We start from the raw sequence: 22,451 nt of genomic DNA on the forward strand, positions 1-22,451 counted from the left end.
GCCTGTTCAGCAGGTAGGGCGCGTCGATCAGTCGAGGTAGTCGCGCAGGACCTGCGAGCGCGACGGGTGCCGCAGCTTCGACATCGTCTTGGACTCGATCTGGCGGATCCGCTCGCGGGTCACGCCGTAGACCTTGCCGATCTCGTCGAGGGTCTTGGGCTGGCCGTCGGTGAGGCCGAAGCGCATGCTGACCACACCCGCCTCGCGCTCGGAGAGCGTGTCGAGGACGGCGTGCAGCTGCTCCTGGAGCAGCGTGAACGACACGGCGTCGGCCGGGACGATCGCCTCGGAGTCCTCGATCAGGTCACCGAACTCGGAGTCGCCGTCCTCACCCAGCGGGGTGTGCAGCGAGATGGGCTCGCGGCCGTACTTCTGGACCTCGATGACCTTCTCGGGGGTCATGTCGAGCTCCTTGGCCAGCTCCTCCGGGGTGGGCTCGCGGCCCAGGTCCTGGAGCATCTGGCGCTGGACGCGCGCAAGCTTGTTGATGACCTCGACCATGTGCACCGGGATGCGGATGGTGCGGGCCTGGTCGGCCATGGCGCGGGTGATGGCCTGACGGATCCACCACGTGGCGTAGGTCGAGAACTTGTAGCCCTTGGTGTAGTCGAACTTCTCGACCGCGCGGATCAGACCGAGGTTGCCCTCCTGGATCAGGTCCAGGAAGAGCATGCCGCGGCCGGTGTAGCGCTTGGCCAGCGAGACGACGAGGCGCAGGTTGGCCTCGAGGAGGTGGTTCTTGGCGCGACGGCCGTCCTCGGCGATCCACTCGAGCTCCTCGTGGACCTTCGGGGTGATCTTGCCGCCCTTGTTGAGCTTCTCCTCCGAGAACAGGCCGGCCTCGATCCGCTTGGCGAGCTCGACCTCCATCTCGGCGTTGAGCAGCGGGACCTTGCCGATCTGCTTGAGGTAGTCCTTGACCGGGTCGGCGGTCGCGCCGGCGACCATGACCTGCTGCTCGGGCTCGCCGGTGTCGTCGGCGTCGGAGACGACGAAGGAGCCTTCCTTCTCGTCCTCCTTGATCGTCGGGTCGGTCGCGACGTCCTTCTCGAACTGCTCGTCGGGGACGTCGGGGAGGATCTTCTTGCCGTCGGGACCGAGGACGGGGACCTCGACCTCGACGGTCTCGGCGTCGACCACGGTCGCCTTGCGGGTCGTGGTCTTCTTCGCCGCGGCCTTCTTGGCCGGCGCGGCCGTGGTCGCGGACGCCGTGGTGGCCGCCGCGGTCTTCTTGGCCGGCGCCTTCTTGGCGGCGGTCTTGGCCGTGGTCGTCTTGCGGGCCGAGGTGGCCGCGACGGCACGCGTGCTGGACGCGGTCACGTGCACGGAGATGCCCAGCGAGCTGAGGTGACCCAGCAGGCCCTTCAGGTGCTTGGGCTCGATGCGGGCGTCCTCACTGGCCTGACGCACCTCCTCCGGGGTCAGGCTGCCGGTGGGGGTCCCTCGATCGATCAGGGCCACGACGGCAGGGTGCGTGAGCACCTCGGCAGGCAGGAGCATCTTGCGCGCGTTCGAGGACACGAACACCTCTCGTCAACTGACAGTCAAAACCAGGTCGCGGGCCACATGGGGGCGCGGCAAGGCCCGCTATCGTCAAGAGCCGCGGGGTTCATTCTGCCACGGCGCACCTGAGGTCCGGGCATTCCCCCGGATGTGCGCCGCGTCATCCACGTCCAGCGGCGGGGCACGAGGTCAGGCCTGGGCCTTCGCGGCGGCCTTCTTCTCCTTCTTGAAGTCCCGCACCTTCTGCAGCGAGGCCGGGTCCACCACGTCGGCGACCGAGCGGTGTCCCTCCAGCGCGTAGTCGCCCACCACGGCCTCCCAGCCCTCGGGGCGCACGCCGAGCTGCTTGGCCAGCAGGGCCACGAAGATCTGGGCCTTCTGCTTGCCGAAGCCGGGCAGCTCCATGACCCGCTTGAGCAGGTCCTTGCCGCTGGTCGCCTCCGACCACAGCCGCGCGGTGTCGCCGTCGTACTTCTCCTCGACGAGGCCCGCGAGCTCCTGGAGCCGGGCGGCCATCGAGCCCGGGAACCGGTGGATCGCCGGCGGCGTGGAGCAGAGCGCCTTGAACTCCTCGGGGTCGGCCTGGGCGATCCGTGCCGGCTCGAGGGTGCCGAAGCGGTCGAGCACCTTGGCGGGGCCGCGGAAGGCGTGCTCCATGGGGTACTGCTGGTCGAGCATCATGCCGACGAGCAGCGCGAACGGATCGTCGGTGAGGACCTGGTCGGCGTGGTCGTCACCGGTGATGTGGATGGCCATGTCGGAAGGCATGGGCCGAGGCTAGTCGCCGGCCTTCACCGCGAGGACGGGGCAGTGCGCGTCGAGCAGGATGCGCTGGGCGTTGCTGCCGAGGATCAGCTTGCCGACCGGCGATCGGCGTCGGAGCCCGATGACGATCAGCTGGGCACCGTTGGCCTCGGCGATGCTGATCAGGTCCTCAGCGGGCTCGAAGCCGCGCACGAGCTGGCGCAGGTCGTAGGGCACCCCGGCCTCGTCGAGGCGGGCCCGCACGGCGTCCATCTCGGTCTCGGCCTGCTTGGCGGCGTCGGCGTCGAACTCCTGGCCACCTCGGTGGGAGTTGACCACCACCAGCTTGGTGCCGCGCAGCTTGGCTTCCTCGATCGCCTTGACCAGTGCTGCCTCGCCCTCCGGCTTGGCCACGTAGCCCACCACGACGGTCATCGTCGCTCCTCCCGATGCTGTGCCGGCCTTGCGGCCCGTGCGGGCAACCTACCGAACTCCGACCCTGAGGGGGAGCCTGTGGAGAGGCGCGCCCACGATCCGGCGCCGTGCGGCACGCTGGCCGGATGGACGGGACGGGCGGGACCGACGAGCGCGGCGAAGGGATCGCGGCGCCGGTCGAGCCCGCGCTCCGGGCCCTGTTGCGCCTCGCGGTGGTCGACCACGCGCGCTCCGAGCCACGGCGCGTGCACCCTGCCCTGCTGCACGTCGGCCAGCCGGGCGGCGCCCAGGCGGTCTTCGCCTTCGGCCCCGACGAGCCGCAGGACCACACGCTGCGGACCGACGTGGTCGCCGCGATGCTGCGCCGCTGTGCCCGGACGGGTGACGACTCCCCCGTCGCCTGGCTGACCCGCACCGGGGGGCTGGAGCTCCAGGACGCCGACGCCGCGTGGCTGGCTGCCGCGCGCGCGGCGACCGCGGAGGCGGGGAGGCCGCTCACCATGGTGGTGGTGACCCGGCGCGGCTGGCGGGACCCGCGCAGCGGCGTCGGCCGGGTCTGGAAGCGGGTCCGTCCGGCCGGCCGGTGAGCCGTCAGGACCAGGTGTGCACCGGCTCGTTGCTGTGCATGGCCTCCCGGTAGTCCAGCAGCGTGGCGCGCAGGGCGTCGAAGCGCTCCATGTCGGACCGCTGCTCCATCCGCCGGACGAACCAGTCGGCGCCGGTGGTGCCGGTCAGGCAGCGCTGCTCGACGATGCCCAGCAGCCGGTCGCGGACCTCGGGCTCGACGCCCCACTCGTCGAGGCCGGCATGGGCCATCGGCAGGAGGCGGCGCAGGATCAGCTCGGTCGCGCGGACCTGGCCGACCCCCGGCCAGTAGATCTGGGCGTCGACGCCCTGCTGGGCGGCGACCTGGAAGTTCTCCTCGGCGGCGCTGAACGACATCTGCGACCACAGCGGCCGCTCGCTCTCGGCGACCGTGCGGACCAGGCCGAAGTAGAAGGCCGCGTTGGCCATGGTGTCGGCCACGGTCGGGCCGGCGGCGAGGAGGCGGTTCTCGACGCGCAGGTGCGGCACCCCTGCGGCGATGTCGTAGACCGGACGGTTCCATCGGTAGACCGTGCCGTTGTGGAGGCGCAGCTCGGCCAGGGTCGGGGTGCCGCCGGACTCGAGCACCTCGAGCGGCTCCTCCTCCTCGGTGACCGGGAGCAGGGCGGGGAAGTAGCGGACGTTCTCCTCGAACAGGTCGAAGACCGAGGTCACCCACCGCTCGCCGAACCACACGCGGGGCCGGACCCCTTGGGCCTTGAGCTCCTCGCTGCGGGTGTCGGTGGCCTGCTCGAACAACGGGATCCGGGTCTCGCGCCACAGCTGCTTGCCGAGCAGGTAGGGCGAGTTGGAGCCCACCGCGAGCTGGACGGCGGCGATCGCCTGGGAGGCGTTCCAGTAGGCGGCGAACTGGTCCGGCGAGGTCTGCACGTGGAACTGCGTGCTGGTGCAGGCCGCCTCGGGGACGATCGAGTCAGCCGTGGTCTCGAGGCGCTCCGGGCCCGAGATCGAGATGGTGATGTCCTCGCCGCGGGCGTTGAGGATCTGCTCGCTGAGCAGCCGGTAGCGCGGGTTGGCGCTCAGGCTGCCGAGGGACATGTGGCCCTCGGCCAGCGTCGGCAGGATGCCGATCATGACCATGTGGGCGCCCACCGCGGCGGACTTGGTCTCGGCGTCGTTGAGGCTGCGGCGCAGGGACTCCTCGAACGTCGTCAGCCCGCCCTCGCGGAGCTTGGCCGGGGCGCCGTTGATCTCGATGTTGAACTGGCCGAGCTCGGTCTGGAACGCCGGGTCGGCGATCGCCTCGAGGACCTCGGCGTTCTTGAGGGCCGGGTCGCCGCGCTCGTCGATGAGGTTGAGCTCGACCTCGAGCCCGGTCATCGGGTCGTCGGTGTCGAAGCGCTCCTCGCGCAGCATCCGGGCGAAGACGTCGAGGCAGCGCCGGACCTTCTCCCGGTGCCGGGTGCGGTCGGCGCGGGAGAACTCCTGTGCTTCGACTTCTTCGCCCATGCGCGCACCCTAGGCGACATCGGGGCTCTCGTGAGCGTGTGAATCCGTGTCCGTCCCGGGCGGCTCGAGGTCGCCCCAGACCTGGGGTGGCACCGCCTGCTCGAGCAGGCGGGCCAACAGACCGGCCCAAGCGTTGTCCGCATCGACCTCGACCACCCGGTCGAGCGCGCACCAGGCAAGGGCTCCGTGCCCGGCCAGCCATGCGGCGAAAGCGAGGAGCACGGCCGGGCCGGCCAACGCCGGTGCAGGGGTCCGGCGCACCACGTCGGTCCAGAACGCCACATCGTCCCGAGCCGTCTCGCGCTCGAGCAGCTCCACAGCCATCTCGAGGACCTCGTCCACGCGGAGGTCGCCCACAAGCTGAGCCAGCTCATCGTCGGTGGCGACGGTGCCGAGACCCGTGTGGGTGGTGACCAGCCGGATCATCCGCAGTGCGGCGTCCCGCCAGCTCCCGGACGAGGTGTCCACCCCCGCCAGTGCCGCCTCCACCGCGGCGACCCGGGCGGGGTCGGCGGCGACCGAGCGCGCCAGGTCGTCGCGACTGGCGTGGGTCACGAAGCCCTCGACCACGGCCTCGGCCGCGAAGCGGTGGCCGGTCACGTCGTAGCGGACCCCGTGGGCCGGCACCCCGGGATGGCGCCCCAGCAGGGGGAACCACCGCTGGCCGTCCGTGCGCAGGCAGTCGACCACGGCGATGCCGGACCGCTCCAGCGACCTCGCGAGCGCGTTGGCGACGCGTCGCGCCGGCTGGTCGCTGCCGGAGTAGAGGACGAGCACGACCCGCCCGACGCGGTGCCGCACGGCCGGGTCCACGAGGGCCCCGACGACCTCCGCGACGTCGCCCGGGTCGTGGGGCAGGTCGACGCGGGCGTGGAAGGGCCGGGCGCCGCCGAAGGTGAGCATCACGACGGAGTCGGTCGGGGCGAAGCCGAGGACCACGGGCACGACGGCCAGGAGGTCCTCGGGGCTGCGGGCGACGAACGTGGGGGCATGGCGGCTGGTCTCTCGTGTCATGGGCAGAGGCTCCCCACCGCCGCCGACCCTGCGGGGGCCGCCGGGCAACGGCTGTGCACACGGCGTACGCGGCCGTGGCCTGTGGACGACTCGTGGCGCTGGGCGGGACCGTCGGTGGCTCGCGGTACGTTGCGCCCGTGCGCGCGCACGCCTCCCTCCTCCACCTCGACCTCGACGCCTTCTTCGCGGCCGTCGAGCAACGTGACAAGCCCTCGTTGCGGGGCAAGCCGGTCGTGGTGGGCGGTGTCGGGGGTCGCGGCGTGGTCGCCACGGCGTCCTACGAGGCCCGCAAGTACGGCGTCCGCTCGGCCATGTCGACCCGGGAGGCCCGGTCGCGGTGCCCGCACGCCGCCTTCCTCACCGGCCGCTTCCACGCCTACCGCGAGGCCAGCACCGCGGTGATGTCGCTGCTCCGGTCGGTGTCCCCCCTGGTGGAGCCGCTGTCGCTGGACGAGGCGTTCGTCGACCTCGAGCAGGCCGGGCTCCCCGACCTCGAGGTGCCGACGGTGACCGCGTTCGCCGAGGAGCTGCGCGGCCGGGTCAGCGAGGCCACGCGGGGACTCACCGCCTCGGTCGGCCTGGGCACCTCGAAGTTCATCGCCAAGGTCGCCAGCGACCTCGACAAGCCCGACGGCCTGGTCGTGGTGCCGCCCGGCACCGAGGCCGAGCTGCTGCGTCCCATGCACGTTACGGTGATCCCCGGCGTCGGGCCGGCCACCGCCGAGCGGCTGCGTCGCGCCGGCATCCACACGGTGCTCGACCTCGAGGCGGTCGGCCTCGACGAGCTGGTGCGCCTGGTGGGCAAGGCCCACGGCACCGGCCTGTTCCACCTCGCGCGCGCCGAGGACGACCGGGCCGTGGTGCCCGAGCGCGAGGCCAAGTCGGTCAGCGTCGAGGGCACCTACGACACCGACCTGACCGACCGGCGGCTCATGGAGGGCCTGCTGACACGGCAGGCGGGCGAGGTCGCCGAGCGGCTGCGCAAGCACGGACTCTCCGGACGCACCGTCTCGATCAAGGTGCGGCTCCACGACTTCACGACCCTGAGCCGCTCCTCCACGCTGCACTCCCCCACCGACTCGACGGCGACCATCGCGCGCCTGGCCCGCGGCCTGCTCACCGACCTCGACACCTCCGGCGGCGTCCGACTGCTCGGCGTGGGCGTCTCCGGCCTCGCCGACTGGATCCAGGAGGACCTCTTCGGAGAGACGACCGACGAGGCCGAGGAGCCGCCCGAGGTCGTCGAGCCACCCTCGACCCGGCGCAGCACCTGGGCGCCGGGCATGGACGTCGAGCACGCCGAGATGGGCCGCGGGTGGGTCTGGGGTGCCGGGCGCGGCGTGGTCACCGTGCGCTTCGAGACCGCGGAGTCCCCCGCCGGGCCGGTCCGGTCCTACCCCGAGGACGACCCGCAGCTCAGCGCGTGGCGGCCGCCCGTCACCGAGGACGAGCAAGCAGGCTGAACCCTACCTCGTCGCCGGGGCGCAGCTGCGCGCACTGCCACAGGTCGGCCTCGTCCACGACCGCGACCACCGGGTAGCCCCCGGTCGGCGGGTGGTCGGCGAGGAACACCACGGGCTGCCCGTCCGGCGGGACCTGCACCGCCCCCAGCACCATCCCCTCGCTGGCCAGCTCGCCGTCGCGGATCCGCTCGAGCGCGGGCCCGTCGAGGCGCAGCCCGATCCGGTTGGACTCCGTCCGGACCGTGTACGTCGCTCCCGCGAGCCGCTCGAGGGCCCGCGGCGCGAACCAGTCCGCGCGCGGCCCCGCGTGCAGTCGCAGCCGGCCGGGCCGGGGCGGCCGCGGCGTGTCGTGGGAGCGCGGGTCGCCGGTCGGCTCCCCCACCGGCAGGACCGTGCCGTCGGTGACCCGCGGCGGCCCGACCCAGGCCAGCGTGTCGGTGGACCGCGAGCCCAGCACGGGCTCGACCGCGACACCCCCGCCCACCGCCACGTAGGACCGCACGCCGGCGGACGGGGTGCCGAGGGCGAGCGTGGCGCCGGCCGGGACCCACACGGGGGCGCCGTGGGACCGGGCCTCGCCGTCGACCGTGACCGGGACGGGGGCGCCGGTCACCGCGACCCAGCGCCCCGACCCGGCTCGCACCACCAACCCACCGAACGTCACCTCGAGCACCGCGTCGCCGACCCGGTTGCCGACGAGCCGATTGGCCAGCGCGGCGGCCGGCGCATCGAGGGCACCCGCCCGCGGCACGCCGAGGTGGGCGTGCCCCGGCCGCCCCCGGTCCTGCACCGTGGTGAGCGTCCCGGCGGCCAGCACCGTCCAGTCGGCGTTCACACGGCCTCGAACCGCACCCGCGTGCCCGGCGGCAGCAACGCGGGCGATGCGCGGTCCTGGTCCCACAGCGGCGCGTCGGTGGTCCCGAGCAGCCGCCAGCCGCCGGGCGAGGCGGTGGGGTAGGCGCCGCACCAGGAGCCGGCCAGGCCGACCGACCCGGCGGGCACGCTCGGGCGCGGGGTCTCCAGCCGCGGCACGGCGAGCTCCACCGGGAGGCCGGCGAGGTAGGAGAAGCCGGGCGCGAAGCCGCAGAAGGCCGCCACGAACTCCAGGGACGTGTGCCGGGCGACGACCCCGGCCTCGTCGGTCCCCCACCGCTCGGCGACGAAGGTCAGGTCGGGCCCGTCGTAGCGGACCGGGACGGTGACCGACGGTCCCGAGGGCATCGACCCGGTGGGCGACCACCCCGCCAGGGCGTCGACCAGGCGAGCGGGATCCGGCACGCCGTCGAACAGCACGGTCGCGGCTGCGGGGACCACCTCGACCGCGTCGGCCGGGAGTGCCCGCGCCCACGTGGCCAGCGACAGCGCCTCGGCCGCGTCGGCGACCTCCACGAGGAGGGCGTGGGGCCCGGCGGTCCTGGTCAGCACGGGACCAGTCAACACCGCGTGGACCCGAGGTACGTGAGGGTGGGAAAATGGGGTGAGGGGTTCGGCGATGGTATGAGCATCACCGAACCCCTCGGCTTTGACCGGAAACGGTGACGCCCGGTCCACCGACCTCTCGCTCCGACCCCGCCGCCCCCGTCACCGGGCCGACGCGGCGAGTTGCCTCGCCGTCTGGATCCTTGCTCCTGGTCGATCCCCAGCTCGTCCCCGGCTGGGCCGGTGTCGATCTGGTAGGGAGAGTTCTATGCCCCGCAGCGTGGGCCCGCAAGGCTTTCGAGAAACATTTCCCGACATTCCTGCGGTCCCACAACGCCCTCCACAGAACGGCCCTGCGAGTCCACAGGTCGAGCCCGTTCCTCCACAGGATTGGCTCAGTCCTGTGGAGGATTCCCGAGCCCCGACAGGACCAGACCAGCCGCCTCCAGCGCCCGTCGTACGGCGCGGGCGTGGTCGACCGCGCCGCGGTTGTCACCGTGCACGCACAGCGAGTCCAGCCGCGGCTCGGTCCAGCCCGCCAGCTCGACGGCCCGGGCGGCGATCACCTCCCCGTCGGAGAGCACCGCACCCGGCTCGGTGCGTGGCAGCAGCAACCCGTCGTCCCCGTAGGCCCGGTCGGGGAAGCCCTCGCGGAGCACGCGTCGCCCGGCCGCGGCAGCCTGGTCGAGCAGCAGGCCGCCGGGCATCCCCAGCACCGGCAGCGTGCCGGAGCCGGCGAGCACCGCGGCCGCCTGCTCCGGGTCGCGCACCACCCGGTGGTAGAGCGCGCCGTGCGGCTTGACGTAGTCGACGGTGGTCCCGCAGGACACCGCGATCGCGGTCAGCACCCCCACCTGGTCGGCCACCTGCTCGCGGAGGCGGTCGAACGGCACGTCCCGGGCGACCCGGCCGAAGCTCTCCCGGTCGGCATAGGAGACCTGCGCCCCCACCGCCACGCCCAGCCGCACCGCCTCCTCACAGACCCGGCGCATGATCACCGGGTTGCCGGCGTGGTAGCCGCAGGCGACGTTCGCGCTGGTCACCACCGCGAGCAGCGCCGCGTCGTCGGTCACCTCCTCGCCGAGGTCGGCGTTGAGGTCGATGGAGGATCGGTGCACCCCCCGACGCTAGCGTTCTCGGCATGTCCCCCGAAGCAACACCCGAGCTCGTCCCGCACTCGCCCGTCGCGGAGCGTCGCCCCACCACCCGCGAGATCCACGGCGAGACGCGCACCGACGACTACGAGTGGCTGCGCGAGAAGGACTCCGAGGACGTGGTGGCCCATCTCGAGGCCGAGAACGCCTACACCGAGGCGCGCACCGCCCACCTCGCCGACCTGCGCGCGGCGATCTTCGACGAGATCAAGGCCCGCACCCTCGAGACCGACCTGTCGGTGCCGACGCGCAACCGCGGCTACTGGTACTACGGCCGCTCCTTCGAGGGCAAGGAGTACGGCGTCTCCTGCCGCGTGCCGGTCAACGACCCGGACGACTGGACTCCCCCGCAGCCGGCCCAGGACTGCGCCCCCGACGAGCCGGCCCTGCCCGGCGAGGAGCTGCTGCTCGACCTCAACGCGCTCGCCGAGGGCCACGAGTTCTTCTCCCTCGGCGGCTCCGCGGTGAGCCCCGACGGCCACCTGCTGGCCTACTCCACCGACGTGGTCGGCGACGAGCGCTACACCGTGCGCGTCCTGGACCTGCGGACCCGCGAGCTGCTCGGCGACGAGATCTCCGGCGTGCTCGGCGGCGCGACCTGGGACCGCGACGGCGGCGAGCTCTACTACACGACGACCGACGAGGCGTGGCGCGCCGACAAGATCTGGCGGCACCGGCTCGGCACGCCCCAGACCGACGACGAGCTGGTCTTCCACGAGACCGACGAGCGCTTCTGGGTCGGCACCGGGCGGACGCGCAGCGACCGCTTCCTGATGGTGGCCTCGGGCTCCAAGACCACGTCGGAGTACCACTTCCTCGACGCCGAGGCGCCCGAGAAGGGCCTGCAGGTCTTCGCTCCCCGCGTGGAGGGGCTGGAGTACTCCCTCGACCACGCCGTCCTCGGTGGCGAGGACCGGTTCCTGGTGCTGCACAACCACACCGGCGCCGACTTCGAGCTGGCGACGGCCCCCTGCGCCACCACCGACCCGGACGCCTGGGTGCCGCTGATCGAGCACGACAGCGCCGTACGCCTCGAGGACGTCGACGCCTTCGCCGGCCACCTCGTCGTCCACCAGCGCAGCCAAGGGCTGACCCAGCTCCGCGTGCTCGAGCTCGGCGACGACCCGGCCGCCCCCATCACCGACGACTACCTCGTGGAGTTCGACGAGGAGGTCTACACGGTTGGCTCGGGCGGCAACCCCGGCTTCCACCAGCCGACGGTGCGGCTGGGCTACACCTCGATGGCCATCCCCTCCTCGGTCTACGACTACGACGTCCGCACCCGCGAGCTCACGCTGCTCCGCCGCACGCCCGTGCTCGGCGGCTACGACCCCGCCGACTACGAGGAGCACCGGCTCTGGGCGCCCACCGAGGACGGCGAGCAGGTGCCGATCTCGATCGTGTGCCGGCGCGGTGCCCGGGACGCGGGCCCGATCCCGGTCCTGCTCTACGGCTACGGCGCCTACGAGGCCTCGATCGACCCCTACTTCTCCGTGGCCCGGCTCTCGCTGCTCGACCGCGGCGCCGGCTTCGCGATCGCGCACGTGCGCGGCGGCGGCGAGATGGGCCGCCGGTGGTACGACGGCGGCAAGATGCTCAACAAGCAGAACACCTTCTCCGACTTCATCGCCTGCGCCCGCCACCTCGTGGAGACGGGCTGGACCACCCCCCAGCGCCTCGTCGCGGAGGGTGCCAGCGCCGGCGGCCTGCTGATGGGCGCGGTCGCCAACCAGGCGCCGCAGCTCTTCGGCGGCATCGTCGCCGGGGTGCCGTTCGTGGACGCGCTGACCACGATGCTGGACGCGAGCCTGCCGCTGACCGTCACGGAGTACGACGAGTGGGGCAACCCCGAGGACGACCCCACGGTCTACGCGACGATGCGCGGCTATGCGCCGTACGAGAACGTGATCGCGACCGACTACCCACCGATCCTGGCCGAGACGTCCCTCAACGACACCCGGGTGCTCTACGTCGAGCCGGCCAAGTGGGTCGCCAAGCTCCGCGCGACGGCGGTCGGGCGGCGCGACGTGCTGCTCCGCACCGAGATGTCGGCCGGGCACGGCGGCGTCTCGGGGCGCTACAAGTCATGGCACGACCGGGCGTTCTCGCTGGCCTGGATCCTGGACCGGATGGGCCTCGCCGACCCTGCCGCCGACTGAGAAGTCCCTGAGAGTTGCCGCGGCGTGCAACTCTGACCAATCCCCACGCGTCCTTTGCAACGAAGGCCCAACACAACCCCACATGTCCCGGGAATCTCCGGGTACGCCGGGACGTTGGACAAATCGCGAGGCACTCCGGTGAGAGTGCCCATCAGCAGAGGAGGGCGTCCCATGGCGACACGGACCGCAACTGCCGGGACCCGGGAGATCGAAGGCCGCGACAGCGTCGGCCTCTACCTCGACGAGATCGCACGCAACCCCCTCCTCGACGCCGCCACCGAGGTCGAGCTCTCCAAGACCATCGAGGCCGGCCTGATGGCCGAGGCGCTCCTGGCCGAGGGTCGGGTGGGCCGCCGCAAGGGCGGTGCGCCGCTCGCGGCGACCGAGGAGGAGCTCGAGTGGCTCGCCGAGGAGGGCCGCAAGGCCGTCGACACGTTCATCACCGCCAACCTGCGCCTGGTCGTCTCGATCGCGCGCAAGTACGGCCGGGCCCAGATGCCCATGCTCGACCTGATCCAGGAGGGCAACACCGGCCTGATCCGGGCGGTCGAGAAGTTCGACTACACCAAGGGCTACAAGTTCTCGACCTACGCCACGTGGTGGGTGCGGCAGGCGATCACCCGCGGCATCGCCCAGCAGGCGCGGGTGGTCCGGCTCCCCGTGCACGTCGTGGAGGAGCTCAACCAGGTAGGCGGCGCCCGCCGCACGCTCGAGCGCCAGCTCGGCCGTGACCCCGACCCGCAGGAGATCGCCACCGAGCTCGGCATGGACGTCGACCGCGTCCTCGACCTCATGGCGTGGGGCCGCGAGCACGTCAGCCTCGACTCCCCCGTCGACGAGGACGGCGACACCTCGCTGGGCGACCTGATGGCCCAGGAGACGGCTCCGGGGCCCGACCTGAACTTCATCGACGTCGAGTCCCGCGACCGGCTCAACAGCCTGGTCGGGCAGCTCGACGACCGTGCCGCGGACATCATCCGCTCGCGCTACGGCCTCGTCGACGGTCGCCAGCACAAGCTGGCCGACATCGGCCTCAAGCACGGCATCTCCGCCGAGCGGGTCCGCCAGCTCGAGCGGGAGGCGCTGCAGAAGCTGCGCCGGTTCGCCGACCCGGACCTCGCCGCCTGACCCTTATTCGTCGGTCGAGCCTGCCGAGACCAGCTCCTCGAAGACCTCCGCCACACGCTGGCGGAGGTCTTCGAGCGTCCCGGTGTTCTCGATGACGTGGGTGGCGATCGCCAGCCGGTCCGCGCGGGTGGCCTGGGCGGCGATCCGGGACTCGGCGTCCTCCCGGGTCCAGCCGCGGTCCCGCAGCATCCGCTCCACCTGCACCTCGACGGGGACGTCGACCACCACGACCGCGTCGAAGACGCGCGCGCCCCCGGTCTCGGCGAGCAGCGGGATGTCGTGCACGACGAGGTCGTCGGGGCCGGCCGCCGCCTCCATCTCGGCGCTCCGGGCCCGGACCCGCGGGTGGATGATCCCCTCGAGGACCCGTCGCTTCGCCTCGTCGGCGAAGACGATCGCGCCCACCGCCGGCCGGTCCATCTCGCCGTCGGCGGTCAGCACGCCCGGCCCGAAGGCGGCCACGACCTCGGTCAGCCCGTCGGTGCCCTTCGCGACGACCTCGCGGGCCAGGAGGTCCGCGTCGATGACGATCGCGCCCAGCTCGGCCAGCATCGCCGAGACCGTGCTCTTGCCCGAGGCCACGCCGCCGGTCAGTCCCACTCGCATGCGCGCATGCTCCCAGACCAGGGCGACGCGCCGTCGCGTAGCCCATCGGGGGGATGGCGCGGTAGCCCGCTGGTGCCTAGGTTCGAGCATGGCGCCGAGGGGCGCCGTACGACCTCACACTCCGGGGGCTCCGCCGTGATCCATGCCAAGAAGACCTGGGTGGCCTCGGCCGCCGTCGCCACCACTGCGCTGGCCGTGACCATGCTGGGACTGCCGAGCCAGGCGGCCATCCAGCAGCCCACCTCCCGGCTCGCCTCCAGCAGCGTCCGCCACGACGCCGCCCGGACCCCGGGCTACCTCGACGCCCGGCGCCTGGGCAACAAGGCCATCGTCCGCGCCGAGCGCCAGCGCCTCTCCGGCCTGAGCAAGGCCGACCGGGCCTGGCAGCGCTCGCTGGGCAGCCAGGCGCTCCTCGACTTCGACCCGCTGACCGGCACGGTCCGCAACGTCGGCCGCCTCGACGGGTTCCTCACGGGCCGCTCCACGGCCCCGGCGCGCTCGATCGCGCTGGCCTACGTCCGCCAGCACGCCTCGGCGCTCGGCCTCGACGCCGCCGACCTGCAGACCCTGCGGTTCCGCAAGGACTACGTCGACGACATGGGCCTGCACCACCTCTCCTGGCAGCAGTACGCCGCCGGGCGGCCCGTCTTCGGCAACGGACTCAAGGTGCAGGTCACCCGGGACGGCCGCGTGCTCGCCGTCCAGGGCAGCCCGGTCCACGGACTGCAGGCGCTCGCCGCCGCGGCCGGCACCGGCTCGCTCGACGCGGCCGCGGCCCGATCGACGGCCGCCCGCAACGTCGGCGGCACCACCGCCGCGGCCGGCGACCAGGCCAGCCCGGTGTGGTTCCTGACCCGCAGCGGCCTGCGCGCCGGATGGTCGACGTACGTCCACGCGGGCGGCGGCGCCTACCAGCACGTCGTCGACGCCACGTCGGGCGCGGTGCTCTTCCGCCGCTCGACCACCGACTCCGCCGACGGCGACTCCTACGTCTACGACAACTACCCCGGCGCCGCCAAGGGCGGGAAGCCCAAGGTCGTCAACTTCGTCGGCCGCGGCTGGCTGAAGAAGAGCGCGACCACGCTCGCCGGCAACAGCGTGGTGGCGTGGGCCGACATCAACGACAACAACCAGCGCGACAACAACGAGAAGACTCCCGTGCCCGGCACCAGCAGCGGCGCGCAGTTCAGCCTTGTCCACTTCGGCTCGACCGCCTCGAAGTTCTGCTCGTCGCACTACGTCTGCACCTGGAACCCGAAGAAGAAGGACTCCTGGCGCACCAACATGAACGCCGACGTCGCCCAGGCGTTCTACCTCGCCAGCAACTTCCACGACTACCTCACGAAGGCGCCGATCAGCTTCACGAGCGCGGCGGGCAACTTCGAGACGTCCGACCACGACCCGGTGAAGCTCAACGCGCTGGACGGCGCCGACACCGGCAACGGCTTCCCCGACGGCAACCACATCGACAACGCCAACATGGACACGCCTCCGGACGGCCAGTCGCCGACCATGCAGATGTACCTCTTCCACTTCCCCGGCGCGAGCGACAACCAGGAGCCCTTCCTGCCGACCAGCTCGGCCTTCGAGGCCGACGTGCTCTACCACGAGTACACCCACGGACTGTCCAACCGGCTGGTGGTCGACGCGGGCGGCGTCTCGACGCTCAACGACATCCAGCCCGGATCGATGGGCGAGGCCTGGAGCGACTACTACGCCATGGACTACCTGGTGAAGAAGGGCTTCCAGCCCGACACCAGCAAGTCCGGCGAGCTGCTCGTCGGCAAGTACGTCTCCGTCGGCCAGCCGCTGATCCGCACGATGGACGTCGACTGCGCCGTGGGCTCCACCGCCAAGGGCTGCACCCGGATCGACGGGTCGCGCGGCGGCTACACCTACGGCGACTTCGCCACGGTCATCCCCGGCGCGGAGGTGCACGCCAGCGGAGAGATCTGGGGCCAGACCCTCTGGGACCTCCGCAAGAAGCTGGGCCCGGCCGTCGCGGACCGTCTGATCACCCGCGCGATGTCGATCTCGGCCGACGACCCGTCCTTCCTCGACATGCGCAACGCGATCGTGCAGGCCGACAACGTGGCCTACAGCGGCAGCCACAACGCCGCCATCTGGAACGTCTTCGCGCATCGCGGCATGGGCTTCTTCGCCGGCGCCATCAACGGCGCCGACGACGACCCGGCCGAGGACTTCAACACCCCGCCGACCGGACCCGCCGACCAGACGATCAGCGGCGTCGTGACCGACCCGACCACCGGCGACCCCGTCGCGGGCGCGCTCGTGGCGGTGGCCGGCCAGGGTGACGCGGCGACCGACACCACCGCGGCCGACGGCAGCTACTCGATCGGCGGGCTCTACGCCGGCACCTACCAGAAGGTCGTGGCCTTCGGCCCCGGCTACTTCCCCCAGGCCAAGGCGGTCGACAGCACCTCCAGCGCCCCGACGAACTTCCTCATCACCCGGGACTTCGCGTCCACCAGCGGTGGCGCCGAGATCGTCGACTTCAACGGCGGCGACTACACGGCCTACGGCTGTGGTCCGGGCGGGCTGATCGACCTGAGCCTCGGCACCGGCTGGGGCAGCACGGCCGGCAACGACCAGGGTGACCCGACCGGGACGTTCGTGCCGAAGTTCGCCGTCGTCGACATGCACACCAACGTCAACATCACGTCGTTCGGGGTCGACCCCAACGCGACGTGTGGTGACGACCCGACGGCCGCGACCAAGGGCTACCGGATCGAGACCTCGGTCGATGGCGTCACGTGGACGACCGCCGCCCAGGGCACCTTCACCTCCGCGGACAACGGCACGCTCAACTCGATCGCGCCGACGGCCGGCACGACCGGCGTCCGCTACGTGAAGTTCTGGATCCTGAGCAACCAGACGCCGAGCTTCGGATCCAGCTGCCCCAGCGGTCCCTACTCTGGCTGCAGCTTCGCGGACGTGTCCGAGATGGCGGTCTTCGGGACCGAGGCGCCCTAGGCCGGGCGACGACCCGTAGGGTCCCTCGCGTGGATCGAGTCGAGCTGCGCGAGGGATCCCGGGTCGCCCTGCTCGTCCCCGGCTCGGTGGCGTACGTCGAGCTGGTGATGGCCCTGCTGGCCGCCGGGATCTTCCCGATCCCGCTGGACCCGCGGCTCACGGCGTACGAGCGGGAGCGGATCCTGGCCGGGCTGGAGCCCGACCTGGTCGTGGAGTCCGACGAGGCCGTTGCCGCGTTGCGTGCGACCGTCCCTCCGTCGGACTCGCGGCTCCCCCGCGGCCGGCCCATGCACGTGACCAGCGGGACGACCGGCGTGCCGAAGGGCGTGTTCAGCGGGCTGCTGTCCGACGAGCAGGCGTCCGCGCTCGTGGCCGAGGAGCGCGAGCTCTGGGGCTTCACCTCCACCGACGTGAACCTCGTGCTCAGCCCGCTCTACCACTCCGCGCCGCTGCGGTTCGGGATGGGGACGCTGCTCGCGGGCGGCCGGATGGTCGTGCCCGGACCGTTCGATCCCGCCGCGGTCACGGCCGCGATCGAACGCGAGCGGCCGACCACGGTGTTCTGCGTGCCGACGCACCTGCAGCGCCTCTTCGCGCACTGGGACGAGGTCGGCGTACCCGATCTCTCGTCGTTCCGCCTCGTCGCCCACGCCGGAGCGCCGTGCCCGGCGGCGGTGAAGGAGCGGTTGATCGAGCTGTTCCCGGCGGGCTCGACGTGGGAGTTCTACGGCTCCACCGAGGGGCAGTTCACCGCCTGCCGCAGCGAGGAGTGGCTGGCGCGTCCCGGGACCGTCGGCCGCGCCCGACCCGGGCGCGCGCTGCACCTCGACGAGGACGGGACGATCTGGTGCAGCGTGCCCGAGCACGCCCGCTTCGCCTACTACGGCGATCCCGCGAAGACGGCGGCGGCCTGGCGCGGTGACCGATTCAGCGTCGGCGACCTCGGCCGCCTCGACGACGACGGCTACCTCTACCTCGACGGCCGCCGCGAGGACCTGATCATCAGCGGCGGCGTCAACGTCTACCCCCTCGAGGTCGAGCACGCTCTCCGCGAGCACCCCTCGGTGGTGGACGTGGCCGTCTACGGCGTCCCCGACGACCGGTGGGGGCAGCGAGTGTGTGCGGCGGTGGTCGGCACCGCCTCTTCCGCCTCGCTCGACGCCTTCGCGCGGGAGCGGCTCGCGCCCCCGAAGCGCCCCAAGACCTGGACGTTCCTCGACGAGCTGCCGCGCACGCTGACCGGGAAGGTTCGCCGCGACCAGCTGCCCCGCACCTGAGCGACCGCCGTCGGTTGAGGTGCGAGGAGCGCCAGCGACGAGCCTCGAAACCCAGGGTGCCGAGCGTCGGGATCGTGCCGGGCCGGCTGCGCCGCTCGACGTGCTGTAGTCGCCAGACTTCTTTACCGAAGAACTTCGCCAGACCCTGTGGAAAAGCCCCTCTGACCTGCAGGAATGTCGGTGGTCGCTGCTGGAATGGACCCATGACCGCGACGCTGACCGCACCCGACACCCGGCCGGAGACCCCGGCCGAGGTGCTCGCCGCGGTCCGCGCCGAGAAGCAGGTCGCCCAGGCGGCGGAGTGCCGGCTGCTCGAGCTCGCGGCCGACTGGGCCGCCATGCACTCGACCGCCTCGATCGACGACGCCGCCACCCGCTGGGCCGCCGGGTTCGGTGACACGGGCATCGCCGTCGCCGGGCCGGGAGCGCCGCTGGTCGCGGAGTTCTCCGTGGCCGAGTTCGCCGCGGCGGTCGGCCTCCCGACCGACGTCGGTGCCGCCTACATCGGCGAGGCGGTCGAGCTACGCCACCGCCTGGCCGGCCTGTGGGGTCGGGTCCAGCGCTGCGAGCTCCCCGCCTGGCGCGCCCGCCGGATCGCCCGCCAGACGATGGCCCTCTCCCCCGACGCCGCGGCGTACGTCGACCGCCACATCACCCATGTCGCCCACAAGATCGGCCCCGTCACCACAGATCGCCTCATCGACGAGGCGATCGCCCGCCACGACCCCGAGGTCGCCGAGCGCAAGCGCCAGGAGGCCGCCGACCGTCGTCACTTCGTCATCGACAGTCGCCGCGTCTCCTTCGACGGCACCAGCCGGTGCTGGGGCGAGCTCGACCTCCGCGACGCCCTCGACCTCGAGGACGCCGTCGCCGCCGGCGCCCAGCGCCTCAAGGAGGCCGGCTGCGAGGAGTCCTTGGACGTCCGCCGCTCCATGGCCCTCGGCGACCTCGCCCGCAACCAGACCGGCAGGACCGGCCAGCAGCTGGTGCTCTACGTCCACCTCGGCGAGCAGGAGCTCACCGGCGACGGGGCCGGCATCGCACGCCTGGAGAACACCGACACGATCATCACCACCGAGCAAGTCCGTGAGTGGACCCGCAACCCTGACCTCGCGGTCGTCGTGAAGCCGGTCATCGACCTCGCCGACCACGTCCGCACCGACGCCTACGAGGTCCCCGACCGCATCGCCGAGCGCGTCCGGCTCCGCGACGGCCATTGCGTCTTCCCCTGGTGCACTCGACCAGCCCGCCCGTGCGACTGCGACCACGTCGTCCCCTGGGGCGACGACGGCCCTACGTGCCCGTGCAACCTGGCCCCGCTCTGCAGGCGCCATCACCGATTGAAGACCCATGGCGGCTGGCGCTACACCCAGCTCGAGCCCGGCACCTTCCTGTGGACCAGCCCCCATCGCCACAGCTACCTCGTCGACCACGAGGGTACCCTCGACGTCACCCGCGACCCCGCGCATCGCCGACGAGCCTGACCGCCCCGTACCCCGCCATCGGCGGGGCCACAGGCACGCTTCAGCGCAGTTCCACGCCCACCTCGGCTGCGATGCTCTCGACCATCGAGCCGAGACGCTCACTCCGGGCGGGCATGGAGTGGCGATAGCCGGCGATGGTCAACAGGCCCGGGCCGACGAAGGCCCATGTCCGAGCCCTGGCCCAGGTGGCCTCGTCCGCCCCGGCGGCGGCGCGGAGCACGTCCCGAGCTGGCGCATCGAGCAGGCTCCACGCGTAGAGCAGGTCGACGGACGGATCTCCGATGCCGAGGCCACCGAAGTCGATCACCCCCGCGAGGCGTCCGTCGTCGCCGACGAGCACGTTCTCGGCGGACAGATCGGTGTGCACCCAGCAGACAGGCTGCGTGGCCGCCGGGACGCGGCGTAGGCGCCGCCAGGCTTCGCGGACGGCTGCCGCGTCGAACCGGTCGGCCAAGGCGGTCGCGGCCCTCTCGGCCCAGGTGTCGATCTGGTCGGTCACAGGTTCGCCGCACCGGTATCCCCAGTGCTCGGCACCGCGCGGGGCCCCCGTGGTGTCGACCGCGTGGAGGCTCTGCGCGAAGGCACCCAGGGTCTCCGCGAACCGGACCTGCTGGGCCTCGTCGAGTGCGTGCGGGAGGTCTCCGGGGAGCCACGACAGGACGGCCCAGGGCCGAGGGAATGCCTGACTGCTCTCGCCGACGGCAATCACACCAGGGACGGGGCTGACGAGGTGGGGGGCGAGGTGGGGCAGCCAGCGAACCTCCTTGAGCAGGTCATCGACGTACTCGTCCGCCCGCGGAAGGCGCACGGACAGGGCTTCACCCAGGCGAAAGACCCAGTTGCTGCTGCCTGATGCGGGACTCACCCTGACGGGCAGGTCGGCCAGGTGCGGGGCCTGGTCGCGAATCAGCTGGGCGACGACATCCACGTCAGGGGCGAGGTGGGTCGACTCCGAGGGCACTGGGCTCACCGGCCCCATGATCGCGGCCACACGCGGAGGCACAACCGAGTTTCGCAGCCCGGCCGCTGGCCGGGGCCTTAGGGTGACGCCATGCAGTGGCGTCCCGGGGTCCTCGTCGCGGCAGTGGCCGTCACCGCTCTCCAGCTGCTCGCACTGACCGCTCCCACCCAGGCCGCCGACGCCCCGGCCCACAGCGTCACAATCGAGGGTGCCGGCGTGAGCACCTGGCCGTCGTACGACGCGGGCACCGACCGCTACGCGGTGCACACCGACGACACCACCGACGGCACCCTGACCGTCACGGCCGGCACCACCGACACCGACGGCACGATCACTGTCAACGGGATCCCGGCGACGAACGGCCAGCCGCTGACGCTGACCGACCTCGTCCCCGGCGACGAGGTCGCCGTCGCGATCGCCGACTCCGCCGGCACGAGCCACCAGTCCTGGATCTACCTGCCCACGGGCTTCCCGACGATCACGAGCGCCGGCACGGGCTCGCCCGGCCACGTGCTCGTGGGCCTGAGCAGCTTCCTGTCGGCCCACTCGTTCGAGGCGGTGCTCGACAACCACGGCGTGCCGACCCACGTCCGCGAGGCGCCCGAGCCCAACGACTTCACCCCCCAGCGCTACGGCCCGGCCTACACCGTCTTCGAGCCGGTCAAGGACGGCCCAGACGACACCCCGTCGGAGTACGGCTACCGCGTCCGCGAGCTGGACGCGTCCTTCCACGAGACCGGCACCCGGCGACTGGCGCCCGTCCCCGAGCTCGGCATCACCGCCCATGACACCGACTTCCACGACGTGCAGTACCTCCCCGACGGCCGCGTGGTGCTGGTCGGGTACCACCGGTCGACGTACGACGACGGGAAGCAGTGGCTGGACGCCGTGATCCAGATCCAGGACGCCGCGGGCCACGCGACCTTCACGTGGACGAGCAAGGGTCACGCCGACCCGTCCGAGGGCTACGTCCTCGGCGGCAAGGGCCAGGACTACGCCCACATCAACTCCGTGCAGGTGCTGGCAGGAGGCGACCTGCTCGCGTCGTTCCGCAACCTCGGCCAGGTCATGCGGATCGCCACCGGCGCCCACGACGGCTTCGCGCCCGGCGACGTCATCTGGAAGATGGGCGGCCAGGACGGCGACTTCACCTTCCTCGACGACCCGTACGCCGGCTTCTGCGCCCAGCACGACGCGCGGATCCTGCCCAACGGGCACCTGCTGCTCTTCGACAACGGCTCGCGCAAGGACACCAGCGGCCCGGTCGCTCCGCAGACGGCGAACATGTGCCCGGACCCGGCGAACCCGACCGGCGCCCGGATCGCTCGGCCGCAGACCCGCGTCGTGGAGTACGCCCTCGATGAGGCTGCGCACACCGCCACCCGGGTCTGGAGCTTCGAGAAGCCCGGCCGCTACGCGGCCTTCGCCGGCAACGCCCAGCGCCTCTGGGACGGCACCACGGTGGTCGGCTGGTCGGCCAGCCAGGACAGCACGGGCGACACCCCGCCGTTCGTCAGCGAGGTGACCACCGACGGCAACGAGTCGTGGTCACTCACTGCGCCCGGCTGGTTCTCCTACCGCGCGTTCCGCGCCCCGCCCAGCGTGATCGGCGATCCCGTCTGGCGCCCGGACCTCAAGATCCGCAAAGCGGGTGGGACGTGGCAGAACGGCCACGTACAGGTGCGCCTCGTCCACCCTGGCGACGAGGCGACGTTCCACGTCCGGCTCAGGAACCGCAGCTCCACCTTCGCCTACGCGGTGCAGGCCGGCTCGGACTCGAAGGCCTTCCGTGTGCGTTACTTCCACGGCGGGCACGACATCACCCACGAGCTCACGAAGCGTGACGTGGTGACGCCTGAGCTCGACCAGGGCCAGACCTGGACCATCCGGGTCGTCGTGCACCGGACCAAGGCCGTGTCACGCGGCAAGCACATCGCTTTCCAGGTGTACGCCTCAGGCGGAATGGCCGCTGACGCCGTCACCGCCCTCGCCGTCACCCGCTGACCGCCGTACTCCCGCGCACATGCCACGAGGGCCCGGTCACCGTGTGGTGAC

18 protein-coding genes are annotated in these 22,451 nt (G+C 72.2%); 8 read left to right on the plus strand and 10 right to left on the minus strand.

The window, feature by feature from the left end; genetic code table 11:
- Nucleotides 1-27: 27 nt before the first annotated feature.
- From EJF31_RS07160 to EJF31_RS07170, 3 genes are all read right to left on the minus strand, one after another.
- Nucleotides 28-1,527 carry an RNA polymerase sigma factor gene (locus tag EJF31_RS07160; protein WP_260430687.1) on the minus strand — a complete coding sequence of 500 codons (1,500 nt, stop codon included), beginning with the start codon at nucleotides 1,525-1,527 and terminating at the stop codon, nucleotides 28-30.
- A gap of 165 nt (nucleotides 1,528-1,692) precedes the next feature.
- Nucleotides 1,693-2,259: an HhH-GPD-type base excision DNA repair protein gene (locus EJF31_RS07165; protein ID WP_125037676.1), complete on the minus strand. Its 567-nt coding sequence runs from the start codon at nucleotides 2,257-2,259 to the stop codon at nucleotides 1,693-1,695.
- Nucleotides 2,260-2,280: 21 nt separating this feature from the next.
- Nucleotides 2,281-2,682: a universal stress protein gene (locus EJF31_RS07170; RefSeq protein WP_125036414.1), complete on the minus strand. Its 402-nt coding sequence runs from the start codon at nucleotides 2,680-2,682 to the stop codon at nucleotides 2,281-2,283.
- 125 nt (nucleotides 2,683-2,807) lie between these two features.
- Here EJF31_RS07170 and EJF31_RS07175 point away from each other — a divergent pair, with 125 nt between their 5' ends.
- A complete protein-coding gene (locus EJF31_RS07175; RefSeq protein WP_260430689.1) occupies nucleotides 2,808-3,269 on the plus strand; it encodes a hypothetical protein in 462 nt (153 codons plus the stop codon).
- Nucleotides 3,270-3,273: 4 nt separating this feature from the next.
- Here EJF31_RS07175 and EJF31_RS07180 read toward each other — a convergent pair whose 3' ends face one another.
- The gene (locus EJF31_RS07180; protein ID WP_125036415.1) at nucleotides 3,274-4,737 is read right to left on the minus strand and encodes a glutamate-cysteine ligase family protein; all 1,464 of its coding nucleotides are present in this window, start codon (nucleotides 4,735-4,737) and stop codon (nucleotides 3,274-3,276) included.
- Between the two features lie 9 nt (nucleotides 4,738-4,746).
- Nucleotides 4,747-5,751 (minus strand): DUF4192 domain-containing protein, encoded by a 1,005-nt coding sequence (locus tag EJF31_RS07185; RefSeq protein ID WP_125036416.1) that lies wholly within the window; start codon nucleotides 5,749-5,751, stop codon nucleotides 4,747-4,749.
- A 137-nt stretch (nucleotides 5,752-5,888) separates the two neighbouring features.
- Here EJF31_RS07185 and EJF31_RS07190 point away from each other — a divergent pair, with 137 nt between their 5' ends.
- Nucleotides 5,889-7,214 (plus strand): DNA polymerase IV, encoded by a 1,326-nt coding sequence (locus tag EJF31_RS07190; protein WP_125036417.1) that lies wholly within the window; start codon nucleotides 5,889-5,891, stop codon nucleotides 7,212-7,214.
- Here the strand turns inward: EJF31_RS07190 and EJF31_RS07195 are convergent.
- The 3 genes from EJF31_RS07195 to EJF31_RS07205 form a co-directional block, all read right to left on the minus strand.
- Nucleotides 7,189-8,049, minus strand: coding sequence for a biotin-dependent carboxyltransferase family protein (locus EJF31_RS07195; protein ID WP_221767487.1), 861 nt, complete (start codon nucleotides 8,047-8,049; stop codon nucleotides 7,189-7,191). The genes EJF31_RS07190 and EJF31_RS07195 overlap by 26 nt on opposite strands.
- Entirely contained in the window at nucleotides 8,046-8,639 is a 594-nt protein-coding gene (locus tag EJF31_RS07200) for an allophanate hydrolase subunit 1 (protein WP_221767488.1), read from the minus strand. The genes EJF31_RS07195 and EJF31_RS07200 overlap by 4 nt, the downstream gene beginning before the upstream one ends.
- A gap of 389 nt (nucleotides 8,640-9,028) precedes the next feature.
- Nucleotides 9,029-9,751 (minus strand): LamB/YcsF family protein, encoded by a 723-nt coding sequence (locus EJF31_RS07205; RefSeq protein ID WP_125036420.1) that lies wholly within the window; start codon nucleotides 9,749-9,751, stop codon nucleotides 9,029-9,031.
- Nucleotides 9,752-9,774: 23 nt separating this feature from the next.
- On the opposite strand from EJF31_RS07205, the gene EJF31_RS07210 reads away from it, so the two are divergent.
- Nucleotides 9,775-11,946 (plus strand): S9 family peptidase, encoded by a 2,172-nt coding sequence (locus EJF31_RS07210; RefSeq protein ID WP_125036421.1) that lies wholly within the window; start codon nucleotides 9,775-9,777, stop codon nucleotides 11,944-11,946.
- Nucleotides 11,947-12,117: 171 nt separating this feature from the next.
- Nucleotides 12,118-13,074: an RNA polymerase sigma factor RpoD/SigA gene (locus EJF31_RS07215; RefSeq protein WP_125036422.1), complete on the plus strand. Its 957-nt coding sequence runs from the start codon at nucleotides 12,118-12,120 to the stop codon at nucleotides 13,072-13,074.
- A 3-nt stretch (nucleotides 13,075-13,077) separates the two neighbouring features.
- Here EJF31_RS07215 and coaE read toward each other — a convergent pair whose 3' ends face one another.
- On the minus strand, nucleotides 13,078-13,680 hold the full coding sequence (gene coaE, locus EJF31_RS07220; RefSeq protein ID WP_125036423.1) for a dephospho-CoA kinase: 603 nt from the start codon (nucleotides 13,678-13,680) through the stop codon (nucleotides 13,078-13,080).
- A 135-nt stretch (nucleotides 13,681-13,815) separates the two neighbouring features.
- Between coaE and EJF31_RS07225 the strand changes: the two genes are divergently transcribed.
- From EJF31_RS07225 to EJF31_RS07235, 3 genes are all read left to right on the plus strand, one after another.
- Nucleotides 13,816-16,674 carry a M36 family metallopeptidase gene (locus EJF31_RS07225; RefSeq protein ID WP_260430690.1) on the plus strand — a complete coding sequence of 953 codons (2,859 nt, stop codon included), beginning with the start codon at nucleotides 13,816-13,818 and terminating at the stop codon, nucleotides 16,672-16,674.
- A gap of 29 nt (nucleotides 16,675-16,703) precedes the next feature.
- Nucleotides 16,704-17,951, plus strand: coding sequence for a class I adenylate-forming enzyme family protein (locus EJF31_RS07230; RefSeq protein WP_260430691.1), 1,248 nt, complete (start codon nucleotides 16,704-16,706; stop codon nucleotides 17,949-17,951).
- Nucleotides 17,952-18,154: 203 nt separating this feature from the next.
- The gene (locus tag EJF31_RS07235; RefSeq protein ID WP_125036425.1) at nucleotides 18,155-19,435 is read left to right on the plus strand and encodes an HNH endonuclease signature motif containing protein; all 1,281 of its coding nucleotides are present in this window, start codon (nucleotides 18,155-18,157) and stop codon (nucleotides 19,433-19,435) included.
- A 40-nt stretch (nucleotides 19,436-19,475) separates the two neighbouring features.
- Here EJF31_RS07235 and EJF31_RS07240 read toward each other — a convergent pair whose 3' ends face one another.
- Entirely contained in the window at nucleotides 19,476-20,426 is a 951-nt protein-coding gene (locus EJF31_RS07240) for an aminoglycoside phosphotransferase family protein (protein ID WP_221767489.1), read from the minus strand.
- A gap of 60 nt (nucleotides 20,427-20,486) precedes the next feature.
- Here EJF31_RS07240 and EJF31_RS07245 point away from each other — a divergent pair, with 60 nt between their 5' ends.
- Nucleotides 20,487-22,400: an aryl-sulfate sulfotransferase gene (locus EJF31_RS07245; protein ID WP_125036426.1), complete on the plus strand. Its 1,914-nt coding sequence runs from the start codon at nucleotides 20,487-20,489 to the stop codon at nucleotides 22,398-22,400.
- Nucleotides 22,401-22,451 lie beyond the last annotated feature (51 nt).

The organism is Nocardioides sp. LS1, from assembly GCF_003865225.1.
Lineage (GTDB): Bacteria > Actinomycetota > Actinomycetes > Propionibacteriales > Nocardioidaceae > Nocardioides > Nocardioides ginsengisegetis.